The sequence below is a fragment of the Pseudomonas petrae genome (genome assembly GCF_021728295.1).
Classification (GTDB): Bacteria; Pseudomonadota; Gammaproteobacteria; order Pseudomonadales; family Pseudomonadaceae; genus Aquipseudomonas; species Aquipseudomonas petrae.
Genome location: NZ_JAKJXE010000009.1, coordinates 42,784 through 67,204, shown reverse-complemented (window position 1 = coordinate 67,204; position 24,421 = coordinate 42,784). Strand labels below are relative to the sequence as shown.

Sequence of the window (24,421 nt, the reverse complement as noted above, 5' to 3'; positions counted from 1 at the left end):
TGATGACGGCGCGATAAGCGCGACCGGCTGCGCAGTCGACCGCTCTGGCCCGCGCATCGATAGTGACCCCGTGCTACCAAGGGAGTTCGGGGGCTGGCCGATGCGCAGGAAGTTGTGGCTCGAACACCCGCATCCCGGAGTAGACTGTGGCCCGCCGCAAACGCGACTCATCGCTCGCTGACCACACGGAGAATGACAACATGTTGAAGATCTGGGGCCGCAAGAACTCGTCCAATGTGCGCAAGGCATTGTGGATCGCCGAGGAACTGGGACTGGAATACGAGTCGCTGAATGCCGGCGGCGCCTTTGGTATCAACGATCAGCCCGATTACCTGGCGAAGAACCCCAACGGCGTGGTGCCGATGATCGAAGACGGCGAATTCGTGCTGTGGGAGTCCAACACCATCGTTCGCTATCTCGCCGCGCAATACGCGCCGGACTCCGCTCTTTATCCGGCCAGCCCCAAGGCGCGTGCCCAGGCCGAGAAGTGGATGGACTGGACCACATCGACGCTGGCCGGCCCTTTCCGCCCGGTGTTTTGGGGCGTGTTGCGCACCCCTGCCGAGCAGCAGGACTGGACGCAGATCAATGCGGCTAAAGCTGAAGTCGAACGCCTGCTGGGCATCGTCGACGCAGCACTGGCGCGTCAGCCCTACCTCTCGGGCGATGAATTCGGCGTGGGCGACATTCCCCTTGGCTGCTTCGCCTACCCCTGGTTCGAAATGCCGATTGAACGCCTCGACCTGCCTCACCTCAAAGCCTGGTACGAACGTTTGCAGCAGCGTCCGGCGTATCAAAAGGCCGTGATGACCGCGCTGACCTGAGTTCAGCCCGTGTCGAGTTAATACTGACTATCAACCGATGTCGCTGTACTTGGGCGGCATCGGCACGCAACATTGCGGCCACTGTGTTTGTAGCCATGTGTTGCGCCTGATATCCCAGCTGCGCAGCGCGGTAGATGTCAGCGCCCGTTTCAGTCCGGCGACTGCACTTTCGTATTCGTTTATCTTCCCTTTTTCATTTTTATTGGTGTGTGTTCAGTCATGAGTTCAGCTCTGTCCATCCGGCAGCTAACCAAGACCTACGGCAACGGTTTCCAGGCCCTCAAGGGCATTGATCTGGACGTCGCCGAGGGTGATTTCTTCGCATTGCTCGGCCCCAACGGCGCCGGCAAATCCACCACCATCGGGATCATCTCGACCCTGGTCAACAAGACCAGCGGCACGGTAAACATCTTCGGCCACGACCTTGATCGCAACCCGGCACAGCTCAAGCGCTCGATCGGCGTGGTACCGCAGGAATTCAATTTCAATCAGTTCGAGAAGACTTTCGACATCGTCGTGACCCAGGCGGGTTATTACGGCATTCCGCCGAAGATCGCCAAAGAGCGCGCCGAGCAGTACCTGACCCAGCTGGGTTTGTGGGACAAGCGCGACTCGCCTTCTCGCTCGTTGTCCGGCGGCATGAAGCGCCGCCTGATGATCGCCCGCGCGCTGATTCATGAGCCGCGACTGTTGATCCTCGACGAGCCTACGGCGGGCGTTGATATCGAGCTGCGCCGCTCGATGTGGACCTTCCTCACCGAGCTGAACGAGAAGGGCATCACCATCATCCTCACCACCCATTACCTGGAGGAGGCTGAGCAGCTGTGCCGCAACATCGGCATCATCGATCACGGCACGATCATCGAAAACACCGGCATGAAGACGCTGCTCAACAAGCTGCACGTCGAGACCTTCCTGCTTGATCTGCGCGATCCGCTGCAAGCCGCGCCTCAACTCAACGGTTATCCAGTGCAACTGGTGGATAACCACACGCTCGAAGTGCAGGTCGACAAAACCATCGGCATCACGTCGCTGTTCAGTCAGTTGTCGCTGCAGAACATTCAGGTGCTGAGCCTGCGCAATAAAACCAATCGCCTTGAGGAGTTGTTCGTGGGTCTGGTCGAGAAGAATCTGGCGAAGGTGGCGATATGAGCTCGGAGCTGCGCCCCAACCTGATCGCCCTGAACACCATCGTTTATCGTGAGGTCCGGCGTTTCATGCGGATCTGGCCGCAGACCCTGCTGCCGCCGGCGATCACCATGGTTCTGTACTTCGTGATCTTCGGCAACCTGATCGGCCGGCAGATCGGCGACATGGGTGGCTTCACCTACATGCAGTACATCGTGCCTGGGCTGATCATGATGTCGGTGATCACCAACTCCTACGGCAACGTGGTCTCGAGTTTCTTCGGCGCCAAGTTTCAGCGTTCGGTCGAAGAGCTGATGGTCTCGCCGGTGTCGCCGCATACCATCCTGATCGGCTACACCATCGGCGGCGTGCTGCGCGGGCTGGCGGTGGGGGTGATCGTCACGATGCTGTCGATGTTCTTCACCGATCTGCAGGTGCATCATCTGGGCATCACGATCATTGTGGTGCTGCTGACTGCGACGATTTTCTCGTTGCTGGGTTTCATCAATGCCGTGTTTGCGCGCAATTTCGATGATATCTCGATCATCCCGACCTTCGTGCTGACGCCGCTGACCTACTTGGGCGGGGTGTTCTATTCGATCAATCTGCTGCCGCCGTTCTGGCAAACCGTGTCGCTGGCCAACCCGGTGCTGCACATGGTCAACGCCTTCCGCTTCGGCATTCTCGGCGTGTCGGACATCAAGATCAGCATCGCCCTGGCGTTCATGGTCGTGGCGACCATTGTGCTGTACCTGGGCTGCGCGCGACTGCTGGTGAGCGGACGCGGTATGCGTCAGTAACGCATTTCAGAACGATCGTTCCCACGCTCCGCGTGGTAATGCCGCCCCAAACGCTCTGCGTTGACTGTGACGCAGAGCGTCAAACGGGCCATTACCACGCGAGCGTGGGAACGATTATGCACCTGACTGGCCGCGACGATCCGCTGACAACCTCGCCCTAAACTGCCTTACGCCGCATCTGACGCGCTTTCCACTGCCGTCCGACCCACCAGCGCCAATACGCCATCGTCCCGAAATACCCCGCCACGCCCAACACAATCCCCGCCACCACCGACCCCAGCAAAAACGGCTGCCACAGGGTGGACAGCTGTCCGCTGATCCAGTCCCAGCTCAGTTCGTCCGGGAAATGCCGGGGCGGCAAGCCCATCAACAGCGCGCCGATTTTATAGGTGCAATAGAACACCGGCGGCATCGTCAGCGGATTGGTCAGCCAGCACAGACTCACTGCAATCGGCATGTTGGCCCGCACCCAGATCGCCAGCACAGCGGCCAGCAGCATCTGCAACGGCATCGGCATCAAGGCGGCGAACAGCCCGATCCCCATCGCGCGCGCCACGGAGTGTCGATTGAGGTGCCAGAGGTTGGGGTCGTGTAGAAGAGAGCCAAGAAAGCGTAAGGATTTGTGTTCCCGGATGCTGTTCGGATCGGGCATGTACCGCTTGATCAGGTGGCGTGGCATACGGGAATCCGGCGAGGTGGGCGGGAAATTCGGGGAAGTATGCACGGATAGTCGCAAACGCAAATTCAGACTTTGTGACAATTAATAAACGCGCGTGCCGGTGCATCGACTAAGCCATGGAAGTCGATTCGCCCGCAGACAAGGAAAGCCTCATGCGCACAGGGATGCTCGCCCTTGCACTCGGATTGCTGACATTGCGTTTTTTGCCGGCTTTACCCCCGGTCTGGTTGTGGCTGGCGATGCCCGTGATGGCGCTGATGCTGCTGCCATTTCGCACCTACCCGCTGGCGTTTTATCTGTTCGGCCTGACGTGGGCCTGTGTCTCGGCGTCGTTGGCGCTGGACGATCGACTGGCCGAGCGCCTCGATGGGCAGACGCTCTGGCTGGAAGGCCGCGTCGTCGGGTTGCCGCAGACAATCGACGGCGTGGTGCGTTTTCAGCTGGATGATCCCGCTTCACGACGCGCGCGGCTGCCCGAACAGATCCGTGTCGGCTGGTACGGCGGCCCGTCGATCAGCAGCGGCGAGCGCTGGCGTCTGGCGGTCAAGCTCAAGCGCCCCGGTGGGCTGGTCAACCCCGGCGCGTTCGATTACCAGGCATGGCTGCTGGCCCAGCGCATTGGCGCCACCGGCACCGTGGTGGACGGCCAGTTGCTTGAACCGGCCCGGGGCAACTGGCGCGACGGCATTCGCCAGCGCCTGCTGAGTGTGCATGCCCAGGGCCGACAGGGCGGGCTGGCGGCCTTGGTGCTGGGGGACGATTCCGGACTGAGCGCCGCCGATTGGCAAGTCCTGCAGGACACCGGCACCGTTCACTTGCTGGTCATTTCCGGGACGCACATCGGCTTGCTCGCCGGTTTGCTCTACGGCCTCGTCGCCGGGCTGGCTCGCTGGGGCGCGTGGCCGCCGTTTCTGCCCTGGCTGCCCTCGGCCTGCATCGCGGCCTTCTCGGGCGCGTTGGCCTACGGCATGCTGGCGGGCTTTGAGGTGCCGGTGCAGCGGGCTGTCACCATGCTGGGTCTGGTGCTGCTCTGGCGTCTGCGTTTCCGCCATCTGGGCACCGCATGGCCGCTGTTGCTGGCGCTGAACCTGGTGCTGATCGCCGAGCCGTTGATCACGCTGCGCCCCGGCTTTTGGCTGTCGTTTCTGGCCGTCGCGATCCTGATGCTGATCTTCAGCGGGCGACTCGGGCGTTGGAGCTGGCTGCAAAGCTGGACCCGCGCACAATGGCTGATCGCGGTGGGGCTGTTGCCGGTGTTGCTGGCGCTGAACCTGCCGGTGAGCGTGAGCGGTCCCGTCGTCAATCTGCTCGCCGTGCCGTGGGTGAGCCTGCTGATTTTACCCCTGGCGCTGCTCGGCACACTGCTGCTTGCGATCCCGCCCCTTGGCGAAAGCCTGCTGTGGCTGGCAGGCGGCTCGATGGACGGTTTGTTTCGATGGCTCACGTTCATGGCCGATCTCGCCCCCGCCTGGACCGGCCCCCACGTGCCATTGTGGGTCTGGCCGCTGAGCCTGCTCGGCGCGTTGCTGCTGTTGCTGCCCAAAGGCCTGCCGATGCGACCGCTGGGCTGGCCCTTGCTGTTGCTGTGCATCTTCCCGCCGCAGAAAACCGTGCCCGTCGGGCAAGTCGAAGTGCTGCAACTGGACGTCGGGCAGGGGCTCGCCATTCTGCTGCGCACCCGCGACCACGCACTGCTGTATGACGCGGGGCCGCGCTTCGGTGATTTCGATATCGGTGATCGCGTAGTGTTGCCGGCCATTCGGCGCGCCGGAATCAGACAGCTGGATACGCTGCTGCTCAGTCATGCCGATTCCGACCATGCCGGTGGTGCCGCTGCCATTCGCAAGGGTGTGCCGGTTGCACGGGTGCTGACGGGCGACGTCGGGCGCATGCCAGCCGAACTGGCGGCCGAGTCCTGTCGTAACGGGGAAACATGGACGTGGGATGAGGTGACTTTTTCCACGTGGAGTTGGGAGCAAGCCGCCGAGGGCAATCAGGCCTCCTGCGTGCTCAGCGTCGAGGCCAATGGCGAGCGGCTGTTGCTCACCGGTGATATCGATGTGGCGGCAGAACGCGCGATGCTCGTCGACGGATTTGACGTCAGCGCCCACTGGCTGCAATCCCCCCATCACGGCAGCCGCACCTCATCGTCCCGGGCGTTCCTGCGCGCGGTCGGCGCGCGCGGGGTGCTGATTTCCCGAGGCCGAAATAATGCGTTCGGTCATCCCCATCCGCTGGTGCTCTCGCGGTACGCGTGGTCCGGCATGGAGATTCACGACAGCGCCGAACGGGGCGCCATCACGGTGCAACTGGGCGCCTTTGATGCGGCCCATGCCGAACGCAGCACGCGGCGCTTCTGGCGTGACTGATTGAGTGGTTGACTGAGTGGCTGGCTGCCGCAGCTGAAAAGCCTGGTTATTCATCGACACGTTCGGCGAGGCGTCGACGCTATGTTAGAGTGGCGCCACTTTTTTTCAGGGGGTGGTCGCTGTGTGGGAGCTGGTCAAATCAGGTGGCTGGATGATGCTACCGATCATTTTGAGTTCCATCGCCGCCGTCGGAATCATCATTGAACGCCTATGGACCCTGCGCGCCAGCCGCATCACGCCGCCGCATTTGCTCGGCCAGGTGTGGCGCTGGATTCAGGACAAACAGCTGAGCGCCGAGAAGCTCAAGGAACTGCGCGCCGACTCGCCGCTGGGTGAAATCCTCGCCGCCGGTCTGGCCAATTCCCGCCATGGTCGCGAGATCATGAAAGAGTGCATCGAGGAAGCCGCAGCCCGGGTCATTCATGAGCTCGAACGCTACCTCGCAACGCTTGGCACTATCGCTGCCATGGCACCGCTGCTGGGTTTGCTGGGCACCGTGCTCGGCATGATCGACATCTTCAGCTCGTTCACCAGCAGCGGCATGACCGGTAACGCCGGCATGCTTGCCGGGGGTATTGGCAAGGCGCTGATCTGCACCGCCTCGGGCCTGACCGTTGCGATTCCCGCGATCTTCTTTCACCGCTATCTGCAAAGCCGCGTCGACGAGCTGGTGGTCGGCATGGAACAGGAAGCGATCAAGCTGGTGGAAGTCGTGCAGGGCGATCGTGACGTCGATCTCACCGACGCCAAGCCTGACCTCAAGGCCGCCGCGCGTGGCGAGGGCAAGAAGAAGTGAAATTCCGCCGTCGCAAGCCCAGGGAGACCATCGACATCAATCTGGTGTCGCTGATCGACGTGGTGTTCATCCTGCTGCTGTTCTTTGTCGTGACCACCACCTTCACCCGGGAAACCCAGCTGCGCGTCGACCTGCCCCAGGCGGTGACCGGCGCTTCGGCAGATGACGTCGACAAAAAACACCTCGACATCACCATCAATGCCGACGGCGTTTACTCGGTGAACAACACGCTGCTGGGCGACAGCAAACTGGAAACCCTCATCGATGCCCTGCAGAAGGAATCCGAGGGCGACACCAGTCTGCCGCTGTCGATCAGCGCCGACGGCAAGACCCCCCATCAGGCGGTGATTACTGCCATGGACGCTGCCGGCAAGCTCGGTTTCGCTCATTTGCGCATGACCACCGTCGAGGCCGCATCGGCTAACTGATGGCATTCACTGACCGACTGCTCGACGCCTGGTACAAAGGCCATCCGGCGCTGGTGCTGTTGCGCCCGCTCGAATCCCTGTACCGGCGCGTGGTGAACCGCAAGCGCGCGCGTTTCCTCGCCGGGCAAGGCAGCATTTATAAAGCGCCCGTTCCGGTCGTGGTGGTCGGCAATATCACTATCGGTGGCACCGGCAAGACGCCGCTGATTCTGTGGATGATCGATTATTGCCGCGCGCGCGGGCTGCGCGTCGGGGTGGTCAGTCGCGGTTACGGCGCCAAACCGCCGAGCCTGCCCTGGCGTGTACTGCCGCAACAGGCTGCCGAGCACGCGGGTGATGAACCGCTGCTGATCGTCAATCGCACTGGCGTGCCGCTGATGATCGACCCGGACCGCTCGCACGCCGTGCGCGCCTTGCTGGCTGAAGAGCCCCTCGATCTCATTCTCTCGGACGATGGCCTGCAGCACTATCGCCTGAACCGCGACCTCGAACTGGTGCTGATCGATGCCGTCCGCGGGCTTGGCAATCGCCGATGCCTGCCGGCGGGCCCATTGCGCGAACCGGTCCAGCGGCTGCAAAGCGTTGATGCCCTGCTTTACAACGGCGCGATGACGGATCGCGAAGACGGCTTTGCGTTTCAGCTCAAGCCCTCGGCGCTGGTCAACCTGCTAAGCGGTGAACGCCGGCCGGTCGATCATTTCCCGCCCGGGCAGCAGGTCCACGCGGTCGCCGGAATCGGTAATCCGCAACGTTTCTTCAACACCCTCGAAGGACTACACTGGCGGCCTGTTCCACATGCGTTCGCCGACCACGCCGTGTTCAGCGCCCAGGCCCTCTCGTTTACACCGGCATTGCCCGTGGTCATGACCGAGAAGGACGCCGTCAAATGCGCGTCCTTCGCCGCGCCGGACTGGTGGTACCTGACCGTGGAAGCCGTGCCTTCGCCGGCGTTCGTCAGTTGGTTCGATTCGCAGTTAACCCGTCTTTTGCCATGACTCGCTCAGGATCTCTTATGGACACCAAATTGCTCGACATTCTTGCCTGCCCGATCTGCAAGGGGCCGCTCAAGCTCAGCGCCGACAAAACCGAGCTGATCAGCAAAGGCGCCGGCCTTGCCTATCCGATCCGCGACGGCATTCCGGTGATGCTGGAAAGCGAAGCACGCACCCTCACCACCGACGAGCGTCTGGACAAATGACCGCAGCGTTTACCGTTGTCATTCCGGCGCGCTACGGCTCGAGTCGCTTTCCCGGCAAGCCGCTGAAAACCATCGCCGGCAAACCGATGATCCAGCACGTCTGGGAACAGGCGCGTAAAAGCAGCGCAGAGCGTGTGGTGGTTGCCACTGACGATCAGCGCATCGTCGAGGCCTGCCAGGCGTTCGGCGCCGAGGTGCTGCTGACCCGCGACGATCACAATTCCGGCACCGACCGCCTGGCTGAAGTCGCCGCCACGCTGGGTCTGGCCGACGACGCCATCGTGGTCAACGTCCAGGGCGACGAACCGATGATCCCGCCCGCCGTGATCGATCAGGTCGCCGACAACCTCGCCGCACACCCTGAAGCGCGCATGTCGACCCTCGCCGAGCCGATCGAGGACGTGGCATCGCTGTTCAATCCCAACGTGGTCAAGGTCTGCTCGGACCTCAACGGCCTGGCCCTGACCTTCAGCCGCGCGCCGCTGCCCTGGGCTCGCGATGCACTGGCCAAGACCCGCGACGAGCTGCCGGAGGGCGTGCCGTACCGCCGCCATATCGGCATTTATGCCTACCGCGCCGGGTTCCTGCACGACTTCGTCAGCTGGGGCCCGTGCTGGCTGGAAAACACTGAAAACCTCGAGCAGTTGCGTGCGCTCTGGCACGGCGTGCGCATTCATGTGGCCGATGCCCTTGAAGCGCCACCGGCCGGCGTCGACACCGCTGAAGATCTGGAACGCGTTCGTCGTCTGCTGGAGGTTTGATGAGCATGGGCCTGGTCGTTCTTCCACTGCTTTCGCGGATGCAGCCATGACGCTGAATGTGCAGCACGACGTGTCTCTCAAGCCCTACAACACGTTCGGAGTGGCTGTGCGCGCCCGGCGTTTTGCCGAGGCGTTCAGCGACGACGATGTGCGCGAGGCGCTCGCGTATTCGGCCAGCCACGACGTGCCGTTGATGGTCATCGGCGGCGGCAGTAACCTGTTGCTGACCCGTGATGTCGATGCCCTCGTGTTGCGCATGGCCAGCCGTGGCATCCGCATCACCCACGAGGATTGCGGCGGCGCCATTGTTGAAGCGGAGGCGGGGGAGCCCTGGCATCCTTTCGTGCAAGACACGCTCGCCCAGGGACTGGCCGGGCTGGAAAACCTCAGCCTGATCCCCGGCACCGTCGGCGCTGCACCGATGCAAAACATCGGCGCCTACGGCGTTGAGCTCAAGGATGTTTTCCACAGCCTGACCGCGATCGATCGACACAGCGGCGAGATGCGGGAGTTTGCCCTGGCCGACTGCGAGTTCGGCTACCGGGACAGTCTGTTCAAGCATCAGCCGAACCGCTGGCTGATCCTGCGGGTTCGCTTCAAGCTCAGCTACTCGGCGAGCCTTCATCTCGATTACGGTCCGGTGCGTCAGCGGCTGGAAGAGCAGGGCATCAAAGAGCCTTCGCCGATGCACGTGAGCCGGGCGATCTGCGCCATTCGCAGTGAAAAACTGCCGGACCCCTCGACGCTGGGCAATGCGGGGAGCTTCTTCAAGAACCCGCTGGTGTCCGCCGAGCGTGTTGCTGTCATCAAACTCACGCACCCTGGCGTGGTCGGCTACCCTCAGGCCGATGGCCAGGTAAAGCTGGCGGCCGGCTGGCTGATCGAGCAAGCGGGCTGGAAAGGCTTTCGTGATGGCGACGCTGGCGTTCATGCGCTGCAGTCGCTGGTGCTGGTCAATTACGGCGAGGCATCGGGCGGGCAATTGCTCGGCCTCGCGCAGCGGATTCAGACGGACATCCTCGAGCGCTTCGGTGTTGCGCTCGAAATGGAACCTAACCTGTACTGATCGAAGACAGGGATCGGAGATCGCCTTTCCCCGGTCTGAGTTTCAGTCAGCGTGTATCCCATGGGGGTTGAACATGAGTGAAACCCTGTGTGCCATCGTGCTGGCGGCGGGCCTCGGCAGCCGTTACCGAAAGGTGGCGGGCAACCATCGCAACAAGCTGCTGGCGCAATGCCTCGGGCGTGACGGCACGGAGCGATCGGTGCTGGAGCAGGTGCTTGCCAACGTAAAATCCCTCGCCGATAAAACCGTTCTGCTGACCCGAGCCGACTACTGCAGCGTTGCCGAGATGGGCCTGCGCCACGGCTGTGAAGTGGTGGTGCTGGACTCACCCGGCATGGGCGACAGCATTGCCGCCGCCGTTTCGGCCGAGCCTGCCCATCGCGGCTGGTTGATTGCGTTGGGCGACATGCCTTTTATCAATGCAGAAACACTTGAACGCGTGGTCCGCTCGGTGGAGGACGACGCCATCAGCGTGCCGGTCCATGGCGGACGGTATGGGCATCCGGTCGCTTTTGGCCGAACGTTCGGGCCAGCGCTCATGGCGCTGGCCGGGGAGAAGGGCGCCAAGCGGCTTTTCCAGGGCGCGCGGATCAAGGAAATCGAGGTCGACGATCCGGGCGTGTTGTGGGACGTGGACGTGCCTGCTGCGTTGATCTTTCAACCGCGCTGATCTCGATCAAGCCAATCCGCGCTAAATGCCACACCCTAACCGCCAGACACAAAAAAGCCCCACCTGCTCACACAGGTGGGGCTTTTTGGTTACGGCCGATTAGACGAGCGGTTTAGGCTCATCCGAGGCTTGCGCCTCTTTCTGCTGACGCTCGGCTTCCAGACGACGGCGGCGCACTTCACGAGGATCGTTTGGTGCACGGCCATTGCTGGCAACCGGCAGCGCAGGCGCCTCTTCGGCGACAGGTTCTGCAACCGGTGCCTGAGGAGGTTCGACAGCCACTGGCGCAGCGACGATTTCCGGTGCTGCGGTCTGAGCGGCTGCTTCGCCGGCTGGCGCGATGAACGGATCAGCGGCCGCAGGCTGTTGAACAACCGGCTCGACCACTTTCGGCGCCTGAATTTCCGACGCCCTGGTCTGCGCTGGCTCTTCAGCCTGAGCCGGTTCAGCAATCTGAACGAGCTCAGAAGCGCTGGCAGGCTCGGCAGCCTGAACAGGCTCAGCCGCCTGGACGCGCTCGGTTTTAACAGGCTCAACAACGTGAACCGGCTCAGCGACGGCTACTTCAACCGCCTCATGCACCAGCGCAGGAGTCGGCATAAAGGCCGGAGCTTCCACGACCGCTGGCGCTTCAACAGCGACCGGGGTCTCGGCATCCGCTGGCGCGTCGGTCGATTCGGCTTCCGCGGCTGCTTTCACCTGACGTTCGAACGGGCTCAGCGAGGCGTCGAATGTTGCCACTTCCACTTCCGGCATCACCGAACGCTTGGTTTCAGGCGCAGGGGTTTCGACGACCGGCGCTTCTGGCGCTGCTTCGTAGCCTTGGGCGACCGGTGCTGCTTCAGTCGCGCTGGCTTCAACGGACGTGTTCGCACTTTCAGCCTGACGGTGGGCATCGGCTTCGGCGGTGGCGCTGATCACGCGCTCCGCGACAGCAGCAACGCTTGCACCGGTGGCGACATCGCCACGGTCGGCGTTCGCGTGCACGTCGTCATGGGACTCATGACCGTGCTCGTTGCCTTCGCCGTCAATGGCTTCAGAACCTTCTGAGCCCTCAACGCCTTCGCTGCCTTCGATCTCATTGCCGTTGGCATCACGCTGACGCTCGCGACGGTTGCTGCGACGACGCTGACCGCGTGAACGACGACGAGGGCGATCGCCTTCGGCGTGCTCCTGGTTGTCATCCTGTTGCTCTTCAGTGGTCAGCAGGGTTTCGTCTTCGGCAGCAACAGCAGCCTGTTCAACGCGTGGTTGACGCTCTTCACGCGGCGCACGTGGCTGACGCTCTTCACGCGGAGCGCGCTCAGGGCGTTCTTCGCGGGGCAGGTCGACAGCCGGTGCAGCGTCGATCGGCTCACGCAGTTCACGCACACGCTCTTCACGAGGCTTGCGGTCTTCGCGTGGGGCACGTGGCTGACGCTCTTCCCGTGGCGCACGGGCCGGACGCTCTTCGCGCGGTGCGGTGGTTTCTTCACGGGCTTCACGCGGTGCACGCTCTTCACGAGGCGCGCGTTCCTCACGTGGGGCACGTTCTTCACGCGGTGCGCGTTCTTCGCGATCGGCACGCGGCGCACGTTCTTCACGCGGCTTGCGTTCTTCGTCACGACGGCCGTTACGGCTGCGACTCTGCTGACGGCCATTACGGCGCTCGTCGTTGCGCGCAGGACGCTCGGCAGCCGGTTTTTCGACCACAGCGGCAGGCGCGGCAGCAGGCTCTTCCTTGGAAGCGAACAGGCTGACCAGCGACTTCACCAGACCCTTGAACAGGCTTGGCTCATGGGCGACCGGTGCGGGCGCAGCGGCAACTGGCGCAGCGGCTTCAACCGGAACCGGTGCATTGGCGCGGGCCGGTGCGGTTTTGACTGCTGCTTCCTGGCGAACCAGGGTGCGGGTAGCGGCGGCAGGCGGTGCAACTTCTTCCACTTCAGCAGCGGCTGCAGCGATTTCGTAGCTGGTCTGCAGGTTGTGCGCTTCCGGACTGTCATCACGCAGACGCTGCACTTCGAAGTGCGGGGTTTCGAGATGGTCGTTCGGCAGAATGATGATGCGCGCGCGGGTGCGCAGTTCGATCTTGGTGATCGAGTTGCGTTTTTCGTTGAGCAGGAACGCAGCGACCGGGATCGGCACTTGAGCGCGCACTTCGGCAGTGCGGTCTTTCAGCGCTTCTTCTTCGATCAGACGCAGGATCGCCAGCGACAGTGACTCAACGTCACGGATGATGCCGGTGCCGTTGCAACGCGGGCAGACAATGCCGCTGCTCTCGCCCAGTGAGGGACGCAGACGCTGACGGGACATTTCCAGCAGACCGAAGCGCGAGATGCGACCGACCTGAACGCGGGCACGATCGGCCTCGAGGCTTTCACGGACCTTTTCTTCCACGGCGCGCTGGTTCTTGGCCGGGGTCATGTCGATGAAGTCGATGACGATCAGGCCGCCGATGTCGCGCAGACGCAGTTGACGGGCGATTTCCTCAGCCGCCTCAAGGTTGGTCTGCAGGGCGGTCTCTTCGATGTCGCTGCCTTTGGTGGCGCGCGCCGAGTTGATGTCGATGGACACCAGTGCTTCGGTCGGATCGATGACGATGGAGCCACCGGAAGGCAGTTCGACGACGCGCTGGAAGGCGGTTTCGATCTGGCTTTCGATCTGGAAACGGTTGAACAGCGGAACGCTGTCTTCGTAGAGCTTGATCTTGCTGGCGTACTGCGGCATCACCTGACGGATGAACGTCAGCGCTTCTTCCTGGGCTTCGACGCTGTCGATCAGCACTTCGCCGATATCCTGGCGCAGATAGTCGCGGATGGCGCGGATGATGACGTTGCTTTCCTGATAGATCAGGAACGGCGCGGAGCGGTCGAGGGAGGCCTCTTTGATCGCGGTCCACAGTTGCAGCAGGTAATCGAGGTCCCACTGCATTTCTTCGCTGCTGCGGCCAAGGCCGGCAGTACGAACGATCAGACCCATGTCGGCAGGGGCGATCAGGCCGTTCAGCGCTTCACGCAGTTCGTTGCGCTCTTCGCCTTCGATACGACGCGAAATGCCGCCGGCGCGCGGGTTGTTCGGCATCAGGACCAGATAACGGCCTGCGAGGCTGATGAATGTGGTCAGGGCAGCGCCCTTGTTGCCACGCTCTTCTTTCTCGACCTGAACGATGACTTCCTGGCCTTCGCTCAGCACGTCCTTGATGTTGACGCGGCCTTCGGGCGACTTCTTGAAGTATTCGCGGGAGATTTCTTTCAGCGGCAGAAAGCCGTGACGCTCGGAGCCGAAGTCGACAAACGCGGCTTCAAGGCTGGGTTCGATACGCGTGATCCGGCCTTTATAGATGTTGGCCTTCTTCTGTTCGCGGGCCCCGGATTCGATGTCCAGGTCGTAGAGGCGCTGGCCGTCTACCAGCGCAACACGCAACTCTTCGGGTTGAGTTGCGTTTATCAGCATTCTTTTCATGTAGTACCGTCGGTTTCCGGGCTGCCGGAAACGGCGTTCGGCACACACGACTTCTCACGGTCGGTGTCAGGGCACGTCAGGAGTGCTTGAACACTCCAGTGTCTAACGAGGTTCGGCCAGCGGGGCCGAGTCGCGACGACGTTCCTGCTTGCTGTGGTGACAAATGACACCCTGTCAGCAAAAGCTTGGTCAGGAGGAGGAATCAACCATCGGTAGCGGACGATATGAAGCGTCTTGAATAAAGCCTTGTGCTACACAGTCCGACGGTTGTGCGTCTCCACCCCACACGTATCCCTGATAATTCGGGTGCTGCCGCGCGCTGAATCCGCAGCGGGTTGCATTTATCGCAATCTTCCATGGGAAGTTCGCGCGTCATGGCTCAAATAAGGCATGGTTTCCGAAGCATTCGCCCGGAGCGACTGCCAGCGACTGCACTTTGTGAACTGGCCTTGAACGTGGGCCTCGATGGCGAGTGACTCACTCTGCGATCGGGCTTGTTTCAGGCCTCATGTCACCTGCGCTCGTTACGCTTGCATATCTTCCGTTGTCACCGAAAGCCCCGTAGGACGGCCTCGCGCCCTCGTGAATTGCGTTGGGCAGGGCCGGCTGTCATACCGTTTGTCCGCTGTCCAGGCCGCTTTTGGCGGCGTTCGCGACTATAGCAGCAATCATTAAGTGCTTCAAATCCATAAAAAATTGTTATGATTTGCGCCATGACAAATCTCACCCCCCCAACCCCCGGCGTCCGGCTGGTAGAGGTTGCGCCGGAATTTGCCGGTCAACGCATCGATAACTTTCTGATCACGTACCTCAAGGGCGTTCCCAAGACCTTGATTTACCGCATTTTGCGCAAGGGCGAAGTGCGTGTGAACAAGGGTCGGATCAAGCCCGAGTACAAGCTTCAGGCGGGCGATGTCGTGCGCGTCCCACCGGTTCGAGTGCCTGAGCGCGACGAGCCGGTGCCGGTTGCCCAGGGTCTGCTGCAGCGCCTTGAAGCCGCCATTGTCCATGAAGACAAAGGCCTGATCGTCCTCAACAAGCCTGCTGGCATCGCGGTTCACGGCGGCAGCGGCTTGAGCTTTGGCGTCATCGAAGCCTTTCGTCAGTTGCGGCCCGACGCCAAGGAGCTGGAGCTGGTCCACCGTCTGGACCGTGACACTTCCGGGCTGTTGATGATCGCCAAGAAACGCAGCATGTTGCGTCACCTGCACGAGCAGTTGCGCGGCGACGGCGTGGACAAGCGTTACATGGCGCTGGTCCGTGGAAGCTGGCCGACCGCGCAGAAGCAGGTCCGCGCGCCGTTGCTCAAAAGCAACCTTCGCTCCGGCGAGCGCATGGTCGAGGTCAACGAAGAGGGCAAGGAGGCGCTGACCCTGTTCAAGGTCCTGCGCCGCTTCGGAGAATTCGCCACCCTGGTCGAAGCCCGGCCGATCACTGGCCGTACCCACCAGATTCGCGTGCACGCCTTGCATGCCGGCCACTGCATTGCCGGTGACCCCAAGTACGGTGATGAGGATTTCAGTCGCGAAATCCGTGACCTCGGCGGCAAGCGGCTGTTCCTGCATGCGTATGCCCTGACCGTGCCGCTGCCGGATGGTGGCGAGCTGAAACTCGAAGCGCCCGTCGACGAGATGTGGGTCAAGACCGTGGAGCGACTGCTTGCGCCCTGATTACGAACTGCTGATCTTCGATTGGGACGGCACGCTGTCCGATTCCATCGGTCGTATCGTCGATGCGATGCAGGCCGCCGCGCAGCATGCCGGTCGCCCGGTGCGTGATGATGAGGCAATCAAGGGCATTATCGGGCTGGGTTTGCCGGAGGCGATTCGCACGTTGTACCCGGACATCACGGCCAATGACCTGATCGATTTCCGGCAATACTACGCCGACAGTTACATGGCCATGGACGTTGAGCCTTCGAAGCTGTTCGATGGGGTGCATGAGTCACTGGAGGCGTTTCGTGCCGAGGGCTATCGTCTGGCGGTCGCCACCGGCAAGGCCCGGCGTGGTCTGGACCGGGTCCTCAAGGCCCATGGCTGGCTCGACTTCTTCGACGCCACGCGCGCAGCGGACGAGACGGCCAGCAAGCCCGATCCGCTGATGCTCAATGAAATCCTGCAGCACTGCGGCGTCAGGCCTGAAAAGGCGCTAATGGTTGGCGATGCTTCGTTCGATCTGCTGATGGCGCGCAATGCCGGAATGGATTCAGTGGCTGTCGGGTACGGCGCGCAAGCGCTAGGCTCTCTGCTTCAGTACCAGCCACGCCTGGCGATCGAGCATTTTTCCGAACTGCGCACCTGGTTGGGTGCGCGGACTGCTGAAACTTCGTTGTTGGGGTAACTGATCTATGTCGGACGAATGGAAGTCCCCGTCTTCGCCAGAGCGCGACGACGCAGGGGATGCAAAGAGCTGGAAACTGCTGGAAAAGACCCTGCTCGCCAGCGTGCAGGAGCAGCGTCGGTCGCGGCGCTGGGGGATCTTCTTCAAATCCCTGACTTTTCTTTATCTGTTCGGCGCACTGGCGTTGTTCTCGCCGCTGATGGATTTTGGTAAGGGCGCCTCTCGCAGCACCAGCCACACGGCGCTGATCGAAGTGAAGGGCATGATCGCCGACACCGAACCGGCCAGCGCCGACAATATCGTTGGCAGCCTGCGGGCAGCGTTCGAAGACGAAAAAACCAAGGGCGTGATTCTACGCATCAACAGCCCGGGGGGCAGTCCGGTCCAGTCCGGCTACATCTACGATGAAATCCGCCGTCTGCGCGCGCAGAAGCCGAACATCAAGGTGTATGCGGTGATCACTGATCTCGGTGCGTCCGGTGCGTATTACATCGCCAGCGCTGCCGACCAGATCTACGCGGACAAGGCCAGTCTGGTGGGTTCGATCGGTGTCACGGCGGCCGGTTTCGGTTTCGTCGGCACGATGGAGAAGCTGGGTGTTGACCGTCGTACCTACACCTCGGGCGAGCACAAGGCGTTCCTTGATCCGTTCCAGCCGCCAAAGCCTGACGAGACCGCGTTCTGGCAGGGTGTTCTGGACACCACTCACAACCAGTTCATCGCCAGCGTGAAAGGGGGCCGCGGTGATCGCCTGAAAGACAAGGATCATCCGGAGCTGTTCTCGGGTCTGGTATGGACCGGCGAGCAGGCGGTGGGTCTGGGGCTGGTGGATGGGCTTGGCAGTGCCAGCTACGTGGCGCGCGACATCATCGGTGAAAAAGAGATGGTCGATTACACGGTGCAAGAGTCGCCGTTTGATCGCTTCTCCAAAAAGCTGGGCGCCAGCGTCGCCGAGCAGATCGCGATGTGGGCAGGTTTCAAAGGGCCGTCCCTGCGCTGATTGCTTCAGCCTTCACGTGTGATGAAAAGCCCGGCCTTTGGTCGGGCTTTTCGCATCGGTTTATTTTATCGAGATCAGGGCAGCTCGATGCCTTCGTTCATCAGCATGTCCACCAGGCGTATTAAAGGAAGGCCGATCAGGCTGGTCGCATCCGCGCCTTCGGTGCTGCGGAACAGGCTGACGCCCAGTCCTTCAGCCTTGAAGCTGCCCGCGCAGTCATAGGGTTGCTCGGCGTGGAGGTAGCGGCTGATGCGATTGTCGTCCATCTGGCGCATGTGGACGGTGAAAGGCACGCACTCAACCTGGCACTCACCTGTGCGGCTGTTGAAGAGCGCCAGGCCCGTGAGGAAGCTGACGCTGTTGCCGCTGCTCGCCTTCAGCTGTTCCAGGGCGCGCTCGAAGGTGTGCGGCTTGCCGAGGATTTGCTCGCCAAGCACTGCCACCTGGTCCGAACCGATGATCAGGTGGTCGGGGAATTGGCCAGCCAGTGCCATGGCTTTCTCGCGCGCCAGTCGGGTCACAAGGTCGATTGCCGGCTCGTTTGGCCGACGGCTTTCATCGATGTCGGGCGACGCGCAGACGAATGGCAAGCGCAGGCGATCGAGCAATTCGCGGCGGTAGGGCGAGCTGGAAGCAAGGAGTAGAGGCAGCATGGGTGGCTCCGAAACATGAAAGTCGAGTGTAATCAGCAGGTCAGGTTGCGAACAGGCCTGAATTTCCTTTGACAGTCGCAAGGGTCGTCCCTAGAATGCTGCGCCTATGTTGAATGACCCGATTCCACCTCACGTTGACCCGCGCAAATTAGCTGATCGTGGCACTACTCTTCAGGGAGAGATGCTGCTGGCTGATTTGGAGAGACTCTGCGACCCGCTTGCTGACAATCTCGGTACGGTGCAGGCGAAATTCGTTTTTGAGCGAGACGAGCAACGGGCTGTGGTTATCCACAGCGAAATTGACGTCGAAGTCAAAATGGTTTGCCAGCGTTGTCTTGAGCTGGTCACCTTTCCGATCCACAGCGAATGCAGTTATGCCGTGGTGAAGGAGGGTGCAAACACCCAGTCGATGCCGAAAGGCTATGACGTGCTGGAACTCGGCGAAGATCCCATGGATCTGCTGGCTTTGATCGAGGATGAGCTTCTGCTCGCCTTGCCCATTGTTCCAACTCATGATCCGAAAGAATGCCAGCCGCCGGCGGACCTTAATGAGTCCGAACCGAGCGAGGACGAGGTAACGCGGTCCAACCCGTTCAGTGTATTGGCGCAGTTAAAGCGTGACCCAAACGTTTAGGAGTTAATCAATTATGGCTGTTCAGCAGAACAAAAAATCCCGCTCTGCCCGTGACATGCGTCGTTCGCACGACGCTCTCGAGGCTAGCACTCTGTCTGTAGAAAAAACCACCGGTGAAGTTCACCTGCGTCACCACGTATCGCCAGAAGGCGTATACCGTGGCCGTAAAGTGATCGACAAGGGCGCTGACGAGTAATTTCTTGTCTGCTCCGGTCATCGCGATCGACGCAATGGGCGGGGACTTCGGTCCCCGCAACATTGTTCAGGCCAGCATTGCCTGCCTGCTTGCCACTCCCTCGCTACACCTGACCCTCGTCGGTCAAGCCTCCCTTCTTGAAGAACTCATCGCACTCCACTCCGGTGTTGATCGCTCGCGCCTGCACGTTGTGCATGCCAGTGAAATCATCACCATGGATGAGCGTCCGTCCCAGGCCTTGCGGGGCAAGCCTGATTCGTCGATGCGCGTCGCGTTGGGGCTTCTCGCCGATGGCAAGGCCCACGCCTGTGTCAGTGCAGGCAACACCGGTGCCTTGATGGCGCTGTCCCGATTCGTACTGAAAACCTTGCCGGGCATCGACCGCCCGGCCATGGTCGCAGCGATTCCGACACAGCGCGGTTATTGCCAGCTGCTGGATCTGGGCGCGAACGTGGATTGCACCGCCGAGCATCTTTATCAGTTCGCCGTGATGGGTTCGGTGGCGGCTGAGGCGCTGGGTGTGGTGCGACCCAGAGTCGCACTGCTGAACGTCGGCACCGAAGACATCAAGGGCAATCAGCAGGTCAAGCTGGCGGCCAGTCTGTTGCAGGCTGCGCCGGGGCTGAACTACATCGGTTTTGTTGAAGGCGATGGCCTGTATCGGGGTGAGGCGGATGTCGTGGTCTGCGACGGTTTTGTCGGCAACGTGCTGCTGAAGTCCAGCGAAGGCCTGGCATTGATGATTGGCGAGCGGATCGAGCGGCTGTTTCGCCGCAACGTGCTGTCGCGACTGGCGGGTTTGATGGCAAGGCCTGTGCTCGGCCGACTCAAGGCCGATCTGGCCCCGGCGCGGCACAACGGCGCCAGCTTCCTGGGTCTGCAGGGCATCGTGGTGAAGAGCCACGGTTCGGCCGATGCGCACGGTTTCCAGAGCGCGATACAGCGGGCGTTGATCGAGATTCAGGAAAACCTGCCGCAGCGCTTGCGCGGTCGTCTTGAGGATCTGCTTTAGGGCTTCAATGCGAGTCTTGGGCTAGAATGTGACGCCTGTGACCGCATGGTCATCCAACTGTCCATCGCAACACATTGAATTACCTCGCGTTCGGCCCGCCGGACGCTCATTTTGACGAGAATAATCAGGGGCTTGTTAATGTCTGCTTCCGTCGCATTTGTCTTTCCGGGCCAAGGCTCGCAGTCCCTCGGCATGCTGGCCGAGCTGGGCGCGCAGCATCCGCTGGTGCTGGAGACGTTCAAAGAAGCTTCCGATGCTCTGGGCTATGACCTCTGGGCGCTGACCCAGCAGGGCCCCGAAGAGCGCCTCAATCAGACCGATAAAACCCAGCCTGCCATCCTCACCGCCTCGATTGCCTTGTGGCGTCTGTGGCTGGCGGAAGGCGGGGTGCGTTCGGCGTATGTCGCCGGCCACAGTCTGGGTGAGTACAGCGCGCTGGTCGCGGCCGGCAGTCTGACTCTTGCGGACGCTGTGAAGCTGGTCGAGCGCCGAGGTCAGTTGATGCAGGAAGCCGTGCCTGCGGGGCAGGGCGGCATGGCGGCCATTCTGGGCCTGGACGATGCGGTGGTCATTGCTGCCTGTGCCGAAGCGGCTCAGGGCGATGTGGTCAGCGCGGTGAATTTCAATTCGCCCGGACAAGTCGTGATTGCCGGTGCCAAGGCCGCCGTGGAGCGTGCCATCGACGTCTGCAAGGCCAAGGGCGCCAAGCGTGCCTTGCCGTTGCCGGTGAGCGTGCCTTCCCATTGCGAACTGATGCGCCCGGCGGCCGAACGCTTCGCTGAATCGATCGCTGCCATTGACTGGCAGGTGCCGCAGATCCCGCTGGTGCAGAACGTGACCGCGAGTGTCGTGTCCGACCTCGAGACGCTGAAAGCCGATCTGCTGCAGCAGCTCTACAAGCCAGTGCGTTGGGTCGAATCGATCCAGACGCTGGCGGCCCAGGGCGCCCTGCAACTGGTCGAGTGCGGCCCGGGCAAGGTCCTCGCCGGATTGAACAAGCGTTGCGCCGATGGCGTGGCCACCCACAACCTCAATACCCCAGACGCCTTCGCCGCCGCTCGTGCGGCGCTGGCCTGATTAGGAGACGCCTGCATGAGTCAGGGTAAAGTTGCACTTGTCACCGGCGCAAGCCGTGGCATTGGCCGGGCGATCGCCCTTGAACTGGGTCGTAACGGCGCCATCGTCGTGGGCACGGCAACGTCCGAGTCCGGGGCCGAGAAGATCACCGCTTATTTCAAGGAAAACGGCATCGAAGGCTTCGGCCTGGCGCTGGACGTGGGCAGCGACGAATCCGTTGCCGCCGCGCTGGCCCAGATCACCGAACGCGTTGGCGCGCCGTTGATCCTGGTCAACAACGCCGGTATCACCCGTGACAACCTGATGATGCGCATGAAGGATGACGAGTGGCATGACGTCATCAACACCAACCTGAGCAGCCTGTTCCGCCTGTCCAAGGGCGTCCTGCGCGGGATGACCAAGGCGCGCTGGGGCCGGATCATCAGCATTGGTTCGGTTGTGGGTGCCATGGGCAACGCAGGTCAAGTAAACTACGCCGCCGCCAAGGCGGGTCTGGAAGGCTTCAGTCGTGCCCTGGCACGTGAAGTCGGGTCGCGCGCAGTGACGGTCAACTCGGTGACGCCGGGCTTCATCGACACCGACATGACGCGCGAGTTGCCAGAAGCGCAACGTGATTCCCTGACGGCACAGATTCCTCTGGGCCGACTGGGGCAGGCAGAAGAGATCGCGCATGTTGTCGCTTTTCTTGCCTCAGAAGGTGCAGGCTACGTTACCGGGGCTACAATCCCCGTCAACGGCGGCATGTACATGTGACCGGTCGTATCGAAAAAATGTCATACGGGCTGTCTAAAATCCGTTATAAAGCTGAAATCTTTTAAGGGGCAGAGGGCTGTTGGGCGTAGCGGGAATTGCGTTTAGCTTGAAATGCGCAAAACCTCTTCTATACACTTACCCATCGGCCAGCTGCCTGAATTTGTCCACTAGGAGTTAAAACACGGTATGAGCACCATCGAAGAGCGCGTCAAGAAAATCGTTGCCGAACAACTTGGCGTCAAGGAAGAGGAAGTCACCAACAGTGCTTCCTTCGTTGAAGACCTGGGTGCCGACTCCCTTGATACCGTTGAGCTGGTAATGGCTCTGGAAGAGGAATTCGAGACCGAAATCCCTGACGAAGAAGCCGAGAAGATCACTACTGTTCAAGCGGCTATCGATTACGTTACTGCCCACCAGGCGTAAGATTTTGTAATCGTAGTTTGCTGTCCTGGAGAAACCGCACTGCCCCTGGCGTGCGGTTTTTTCTTTGAATAGGGCAGCGTTTCATCAATAGAAGAAAGGAGAGTCCTGTGTCGCGTAGACGCGTCGTGGTCACCGGTATGGGTATGCTGACGCCTTTGGGCACGGATGTCCCGAGCACCTGGCAAGGCATTCTGGCTGGCCAGAGTGGCATTGGGCCTATCGAACACACGGACCTGTCCCAATACACCACCCGCTTTGGCGGTTCGGTGAAGGGATTCAACGTCGAGGAATACCTGTCGGCCAAAGAGGCCCGCAGACTCGATCTGTTCATCCAGTACGGGCTGGCTGCCAGCTTTCAGGCCGTGCGCAACTCCGGTATCAAAATCGATGACACCAATCGTGAGCGCGTCGGCGTGGCGATGGGATCGGGCATCGGGGGCCTCACCAATATCGAGAACACCAGCCGGCTGATGCATGAGCAGGGACCAGGCAAGATCTCCCCGTTCTTCGTACCGGGGTCGATCATCAACATGATTTCCGGGTTTCTGTCGATCCATCTTGGCGCACAGGGCCCCAACTACGCCATCGCCACCGCTTGCACCACGAGCACGCACTGCATCGGCATGGCCGCGCGCAACATCGCGTACGACGAAGCCGACGTGATGATTGCCGGCGGCGCTGAAATGGCGGCCTGCGGCCTGGGCATGGGCGGCTTTGGTGCCTCCCGCGCGTTGTCTACCCGCAACGATGAGCCCGCGCGCGCGAGCCGTCCGTGGGACAAGGGCCGCGACGGCTTCGTGCTGTCCAACGGGGCAGGCGCCATGGTCCTCGAAGAGCTTGAGCACGCCAAAGCGCGGGGCGCGACCATTTACGCCGAGCTGATCGGCTTTGGCATGAGCGGCGACGCGTTTCACATGACCTCGCCGCCCGATGACGGTGCCGGTGCCGCGCGCTGTATCACCAATGCCCTGCGCGATGCCAAGATTCGCCCCGAGGACGTGCAATACATCAACGCCCACGGCACCTCCACGCCTGCGGGCGATCTGGCCGAAGTCAGTGCCATCAAGAAGGTGTTCGGCGAGCACGCCTACAAACTGGCCGTCAGTTCGACCAAATCGATGACGGGTCACCTGCTGGGCGCCGCCGGTGCGATCGAAGCGATTTTCAGTGTGCTGGCGATCAAGGATCAGGTCGCGCCACCGACGATCAACCTCGACGAGCCCGATGAAGGCTGCGACCTGGACTTCGTTCCCCACGAGCCGCGGAAAATGCCGATCGACGTGGTGATCTCCAACTCCTTCGGTTTTGGCGGCACCAACGGTTCGCTGGTCTTCCGCCGTTACGCCGAATGATCGTGAGCAGGATCGATGGCCTTGCAGCGGACTCCCTGGCCGTCAAGGATCGGGGGTTGGCGTACGGCGATGGTCTCTTCGAGACCGTCCTCGTCAAGGCCGGACAGCCAGTGCTCTTCCCGCGTCATCTGCAGCGTCTGGCAGTGGGCGCGCAGCGGCTGGCACTGAACCTCGATCTGGCGCTGGTCGACGAGGAATGCTGCCGCTTCGCCGCTCAGTTGGGTGAAGGCGTGATGAAGCTCATCGTCACCCGTGGCGATGGCGTGCGTGGCTATGCACCCGCGTCGGACGCGCTGCCGCGACGCATCCTTCAGGCGGGTCCGCTGCCGGCTTACCCTGAAAGTCATGCAGAGCAGGGCATCAAACTGTTCGCCTGTGAGACCCGCCTCGCCGAGCAGCCGCTGCTGGCCGGGCTCAAGCACCTCAATCGCCTTGAGCAAGTGCTGGCCCGTGGGGAATGGCAAAGTGCCGAGTACGCCGAAGGGCTGATGCGGGACGTGTCGGGGCGCATCGTCGAAGCGGTCTACAGCAATCTGTTTATGGTCAAGGGCGGGGTGTTGCTGACGCCCGACCTGCGCCGCTGTGGCGTGGCCGGTGTGATGCGGGCGGAGATCCTTGCGCTGGCAGAGCGCGAGAACATGCCGGCCCGTGAGCTGGACCTGCAGATGTCCGACCTGCAAAAGGCCGATGAGGTGTTTGTCTGCAACAGCGTGTACGGCATCTGGCCGGTGCGTGGCGTCGAGCATATGAACTGGCCGGTTGGGCCGCTGACCCGTAAACTCCAACACCTTGTTCGCGGGCTTCTGGATATCTGATTC

At 61.7% G+C, this 24,421-nt stretch carries 25 protein-coding genes; 22 read left to right on the top strand and 3 right to left on the bottom strand.

The features are described from left to right. Window positions 1-200 precede the first annotated feature (200 nt). From L4G42_RS16920 to L4G42_RS16910, 3 genes are all read left to right on the top strand, one after another. Window positions 201-824, top strand: a complete 624-nt coding sequence (locus tag L4G42_RS16920) for a glutathione S-transferase family protein (RefSeq protein ID WP_237259736.1) — start codon at window positions 201-203, stop codon at window positions 822-824. Window positions 825-1,043: 219 nt separating this feature from the next. Beyond that, complete coding sequence (locus tag L4G42_RS16915) at window positions 1,044-1,976, top strand: ABC transporter ATP-binding protein (RefSeq protein WP_237253059.1); 933 nt, start codon at window positions 1,044-1,046, stop codon at window positions 1,974-1,976. After that, window positions 1,973-2,752 carry an ABC transporter permease gene (locus L4G42_RS16910; protein ID WP_065993104.1) on the top strand — a complete coding sequence of 260 codons (780 nt, stop codon included), beginning with the start codon at window positions 1,973-1,975 and terminating at the stop codon, window positions 2,750-2,752. The genes L4G42_RS16915 and L4G42_RS16910 overlap by 4 nt, the downstream gene beginning before the upstream one ends. Window positions 2,753-2,909: 157 nt before the next feature. On the opposite strand, the gene L4G42_RS16905 is transcribed toward L4G42_RS16910, so the two are convergent. Continuing rightward, on the bottom strand, window positions 2,910-3,431 hold the full coding sequence (locus L4G42_RS16905; protein WP_237253058.1) for a DUF2062 domain-containing protein: 522 nt from the start codon (window positions 3,429-3,431) through the stop codon (window positions 2,910-2,912). A gap of 152 nt (window positions 3,432-3,583) precedes the next feature. On the opposite strand from L4G42_RS16905, the gene L4G42_RS16900 reads away from it, so the two are divergent. The 8 genes from L4G42_RS16900 to L4G42_RS16865 all read left to right on the top strand — a co-directional run bounded on the left by L4G42_RS16900 (window position 3,584) and on the right by L4G42_RS16865 (window position 10,719). Next, entirely contained in the window at window positions 3,584-5,800 is a 2,217-nt protein-coding gene (locus tag L4G42_RS16900) for a DNA internalization-related competence protein ComEC/Rec2 (protein ID WP_237253122.1), read from the top strand. 121 nt (window positions 5,801-5,921) lie between these two features. After that, window positions 5,922-6,596, top strand: a complete 675-nt coding sequence (locus tag L4G42_RS16895; protein ID WP_237253057.1) for a MotA/TolQ/ExbB proton channel family protein — start codon at window positions 5,922-5,924, stop codon at window positions 6,594-6,596. Then, a complete protein-coding gene (locus L4G42_RS16890; RefSeq protein WP_065993112.1) occupies window positions 6,593-7,024 on the top strand; it encodes an ExbD/TolR family protein in 432 nt (143 codons plus the stop codon). Before L4G42_RS16895 ends, L4G42_RS16890 begins: the two co-directional genes overlap by 4 nt. Continuing rightward, the gene (gene lpxK / locus L4G42_RS16885; protein ID WP_237253056.1) at window positions 7,024-8,019 is read left to right on the top strand and encodes a tetraacyldisaccharide 4'-kinase; all 996 of its coding nucleotides are present in this window, start codon (window positions 7,024-7,026) and stop codon (window positions 8,017-8,019) included. The genes L4G42_RS16890 and lpxK overlap by 1 nt, the downstream gene beginning before the upstream one ends. Window positions 8,020-8,036: 17 nt before the next feature. Next, window positions 8,037-8,222 (top strand): Trm112 family protein, encoded by a 186-nt coding sequence (locus tag L4G42_RS16880; protein ID WP_003174668.1) that lies wholly within the window; start codon window positions 8,037-8,039, stop codon window positions 8,220-8,222. Then, window positions 8,219-8,983: a 3-deoxy-manno-octulosonate cytidylyltransferase gene (gene kdsB / locus L4G42_RS16875; RefSeq protein ID WP_237253055.1), complete on the top strand. Its 765-nt coding sequence runs from the start codon at window positions 8,219-8,221 to the stop codon at window positions 8,981-8,983. The genes L4G42_RS16880 and kdsB overlap by 4 nt, the downstream gene beginning before the upstream one ends. A 46-nt stretch (window positions 8,984-9,029) precedes the next feature. Further along, window positions 9,030-10,049: a UDP-N-acetylmuramate dehydrogenase gene (gene murB, locus L4G42_RS16870; protein WP_237253054.1), complete on the top strand. Its 1,020-nt coding sequence runs from the start codon at window positions 9,030-9,032 to the stop codon at window positions 10,047-10,049. A gap of 73 nt (window positions 10,050-10,122) precedes the next feature. Next, window positions 10,123-10,719, top strand: coding sequence for a nucleotidyltransferase family protein (locus L4G42_RS16865; RefSeq protein ID WP_237253053.1), 597 nt, complete (start codon window positions 10,123-10,125; stop codon window positions 10,717-10,719). 99 nt (window positions 10,720-10,818) lie between these two features. On the opposite strand, the gene rne is transcribed toward L4G42_RS16865, so the two are convergent. After that, on the bottom strand, window positions 10,819-14,163 hold the full coding sequence (gene rne / locus L4G42_RS16860; RefSeq protein WP_474001585.1) for a ribonuclease E: 3,345 nt from the start codon (window positions 14,161-14,163) through the stop codon (window positions 10,819-10,821). Between the two features lie 713 nt (window positions 14,164-14,876). On the opposite strand from rne, the gene rluC reads away from it, so the two are divergent. From rluC to L4G42_RS16845, 3 genes are read left to right on the top strand one after another with little or no spacing between them, the layout of a single operon-like run. Next, on the top strand, window positions 14,877-15,833 hold the full coding sequence (gene rluC, locus L4G42_RS16855) for a 23S rRNA pseudouridine(955/2504/2580) synthase RluC (RefSeq protein WP_237260959.1): 957 nt from the start codon (window positions 14,877-14,879) through the stop codon (window positions 15,831-15,833). Beyond that, the gene (locus L4G42_RS16850) at window positions 15,823-16,503 is read left to right on the top strand and encodes an HAD-IA family hydrolase (RefSeq protein ID WP_237253050.1); all 681 of its coding nucleotides are present in this window, start codon (window positions 15,823-15,825) and stop codon (window positions 16,501-16,503) included. The genes rluC and L4G42_RS16850 overlap by 11 nt, the downstream gene beginning before the upstream one ends. A gap of 7 nt (window positions 16,504-16,510) precedes the next feature. After that, entirely contained in the window at window positions 16,511-17,503 is a 993-nt protein-coding gene (locus L4G42_RS16845; protein ID WP_237253049.1) for a S49 family peptidase, read from the top strand. Between the two features lie 74 nt (window positions 17,504-17,577). Here L4G42_RS16845 and L4G42_RS16840 read toward each other — a convergent pair whose 3' ends face one another. Further along, window positions 17,578-18,156: a Maf family protein gene (locus tag L4G42_RS16840; protein WP_237253048.1), complete on the bottom strand. Its 579-nt coding sequence runs from the start codon at window positions 18,154-18,156 to the stop codon at window positions 17,578-17,580. 106 nt (window positions 18,157-18,262) lie between these two features. Here L4G42_RS16840 and L4G42_RS16835 point away from each other — a divergent pair, with 106 nt between their 5' ends. The 8 genes from L4G42_RS16835 to pabC all read left to right on the top strand — a co-directional run bounded on the left by L4G42_RS16835 (window position 18,263) and on the right by pabC (window position 24,418). Then, the gene (locus tag L4G42_RS16835; RefSeq protein WP_133777399.1) at window positions 18,263-18,790 is read left to right on the top strand and encodes a YceD family protein; all 528 of its coding nucleotides are present in this window, start codon (window positions 18,263-18,265) and stop codon (window positions 18,788-18,790) included. Window positions 18,791-18,803: 13 nt separating this feature from the next. Further along, the gene (rpmF, locus tag L4G42_RS16830; protein WP_003179396.1) at window positions 18,804-18,986 is read left to right on the top strand and encodes a 50S ribosomal protein L32; all 183 of its coding nucleotides are present in this window, start codon (window positions 18,804-18,806) and stop codon (window positions 18,984-18,986) included. A 4-nt stretch (window positions 18,987-18,990) separates the two neighbouring features. Beyond that, window positions 18,991-19,998, top strand: coding sequence for a phosphate acyltransferase PlsX (gene plsX, locus L4G42_RS16825; protein WP_237259735.1), 1,008 nt, complete (start codon window positions 18,991-18,993; stop codon window positions 19,996-19,998). Between the two features lie 138 nt (window positions 19,999-20,136). After that, entirely contained in the window at window positions 20,137-21,075 is a 939-nt protein-coding gene (fabD, locus tag L4G42_RS16820; RefSeq protein WP_237253046.1) for an ACP S-malonyltransferase, read from the top strand. 15 nt (window positions 21,076-21,090) lie between these two features. Continuing rightward, window positions 21,091-21,828, top strand: a complete 738-nt coding sequence (fabG, locus tag L4G42_RS16815) for a 3-oxoacyl-ACP reductase FabG (protein ID WP_237253045.1) — start codon at window positions 21,091-21,093, stop codon at window positions 21,826-21,828. 186 nt (window positions 21,829-22,014) lie between these two features. Continuing rightward, on the top strand, window positions 22,015-22,251 hold the full coding sequence (acpP, locus tag L4G42_RS16810; RefSeq protein ID WP_016973676.1) for an acyl carrier protein: 237 nt from the start codon (window positions 22,015-22,017) through the stop codon (window positions 22,249-22,251). Window positions 22,252-22,358: 107 nt separating this feature from the next. Beyond that, a complete protein-coding gene (gene fabF, locus L4G42_RS16805; RefSeq protein ID WP_065993132.1) occupies window positions 22,359-23,603 on the top strand; it encodes a beta-ketoacyl-ACP synthase II in 1,245 nt (414 codons plus the stop codon). Then, window positions 23,603-24,418, top strand: a complete 816-nt coding sequence (gene pabC / locus L4G42_RS16800) for an aminodeoxychorismate lyase (RefSeq protein ID WP_237259746.1) — start codon at window positions 23,603-23,605, stop codon at window positions 24,416-24,418. The genes fabF and pabC overlap by 1 nt, the downstream gene beginning before the upstream one ends. The last annotated feature ends 3 nt before the right edge of the window (window positions 24,419-24,421 follow it).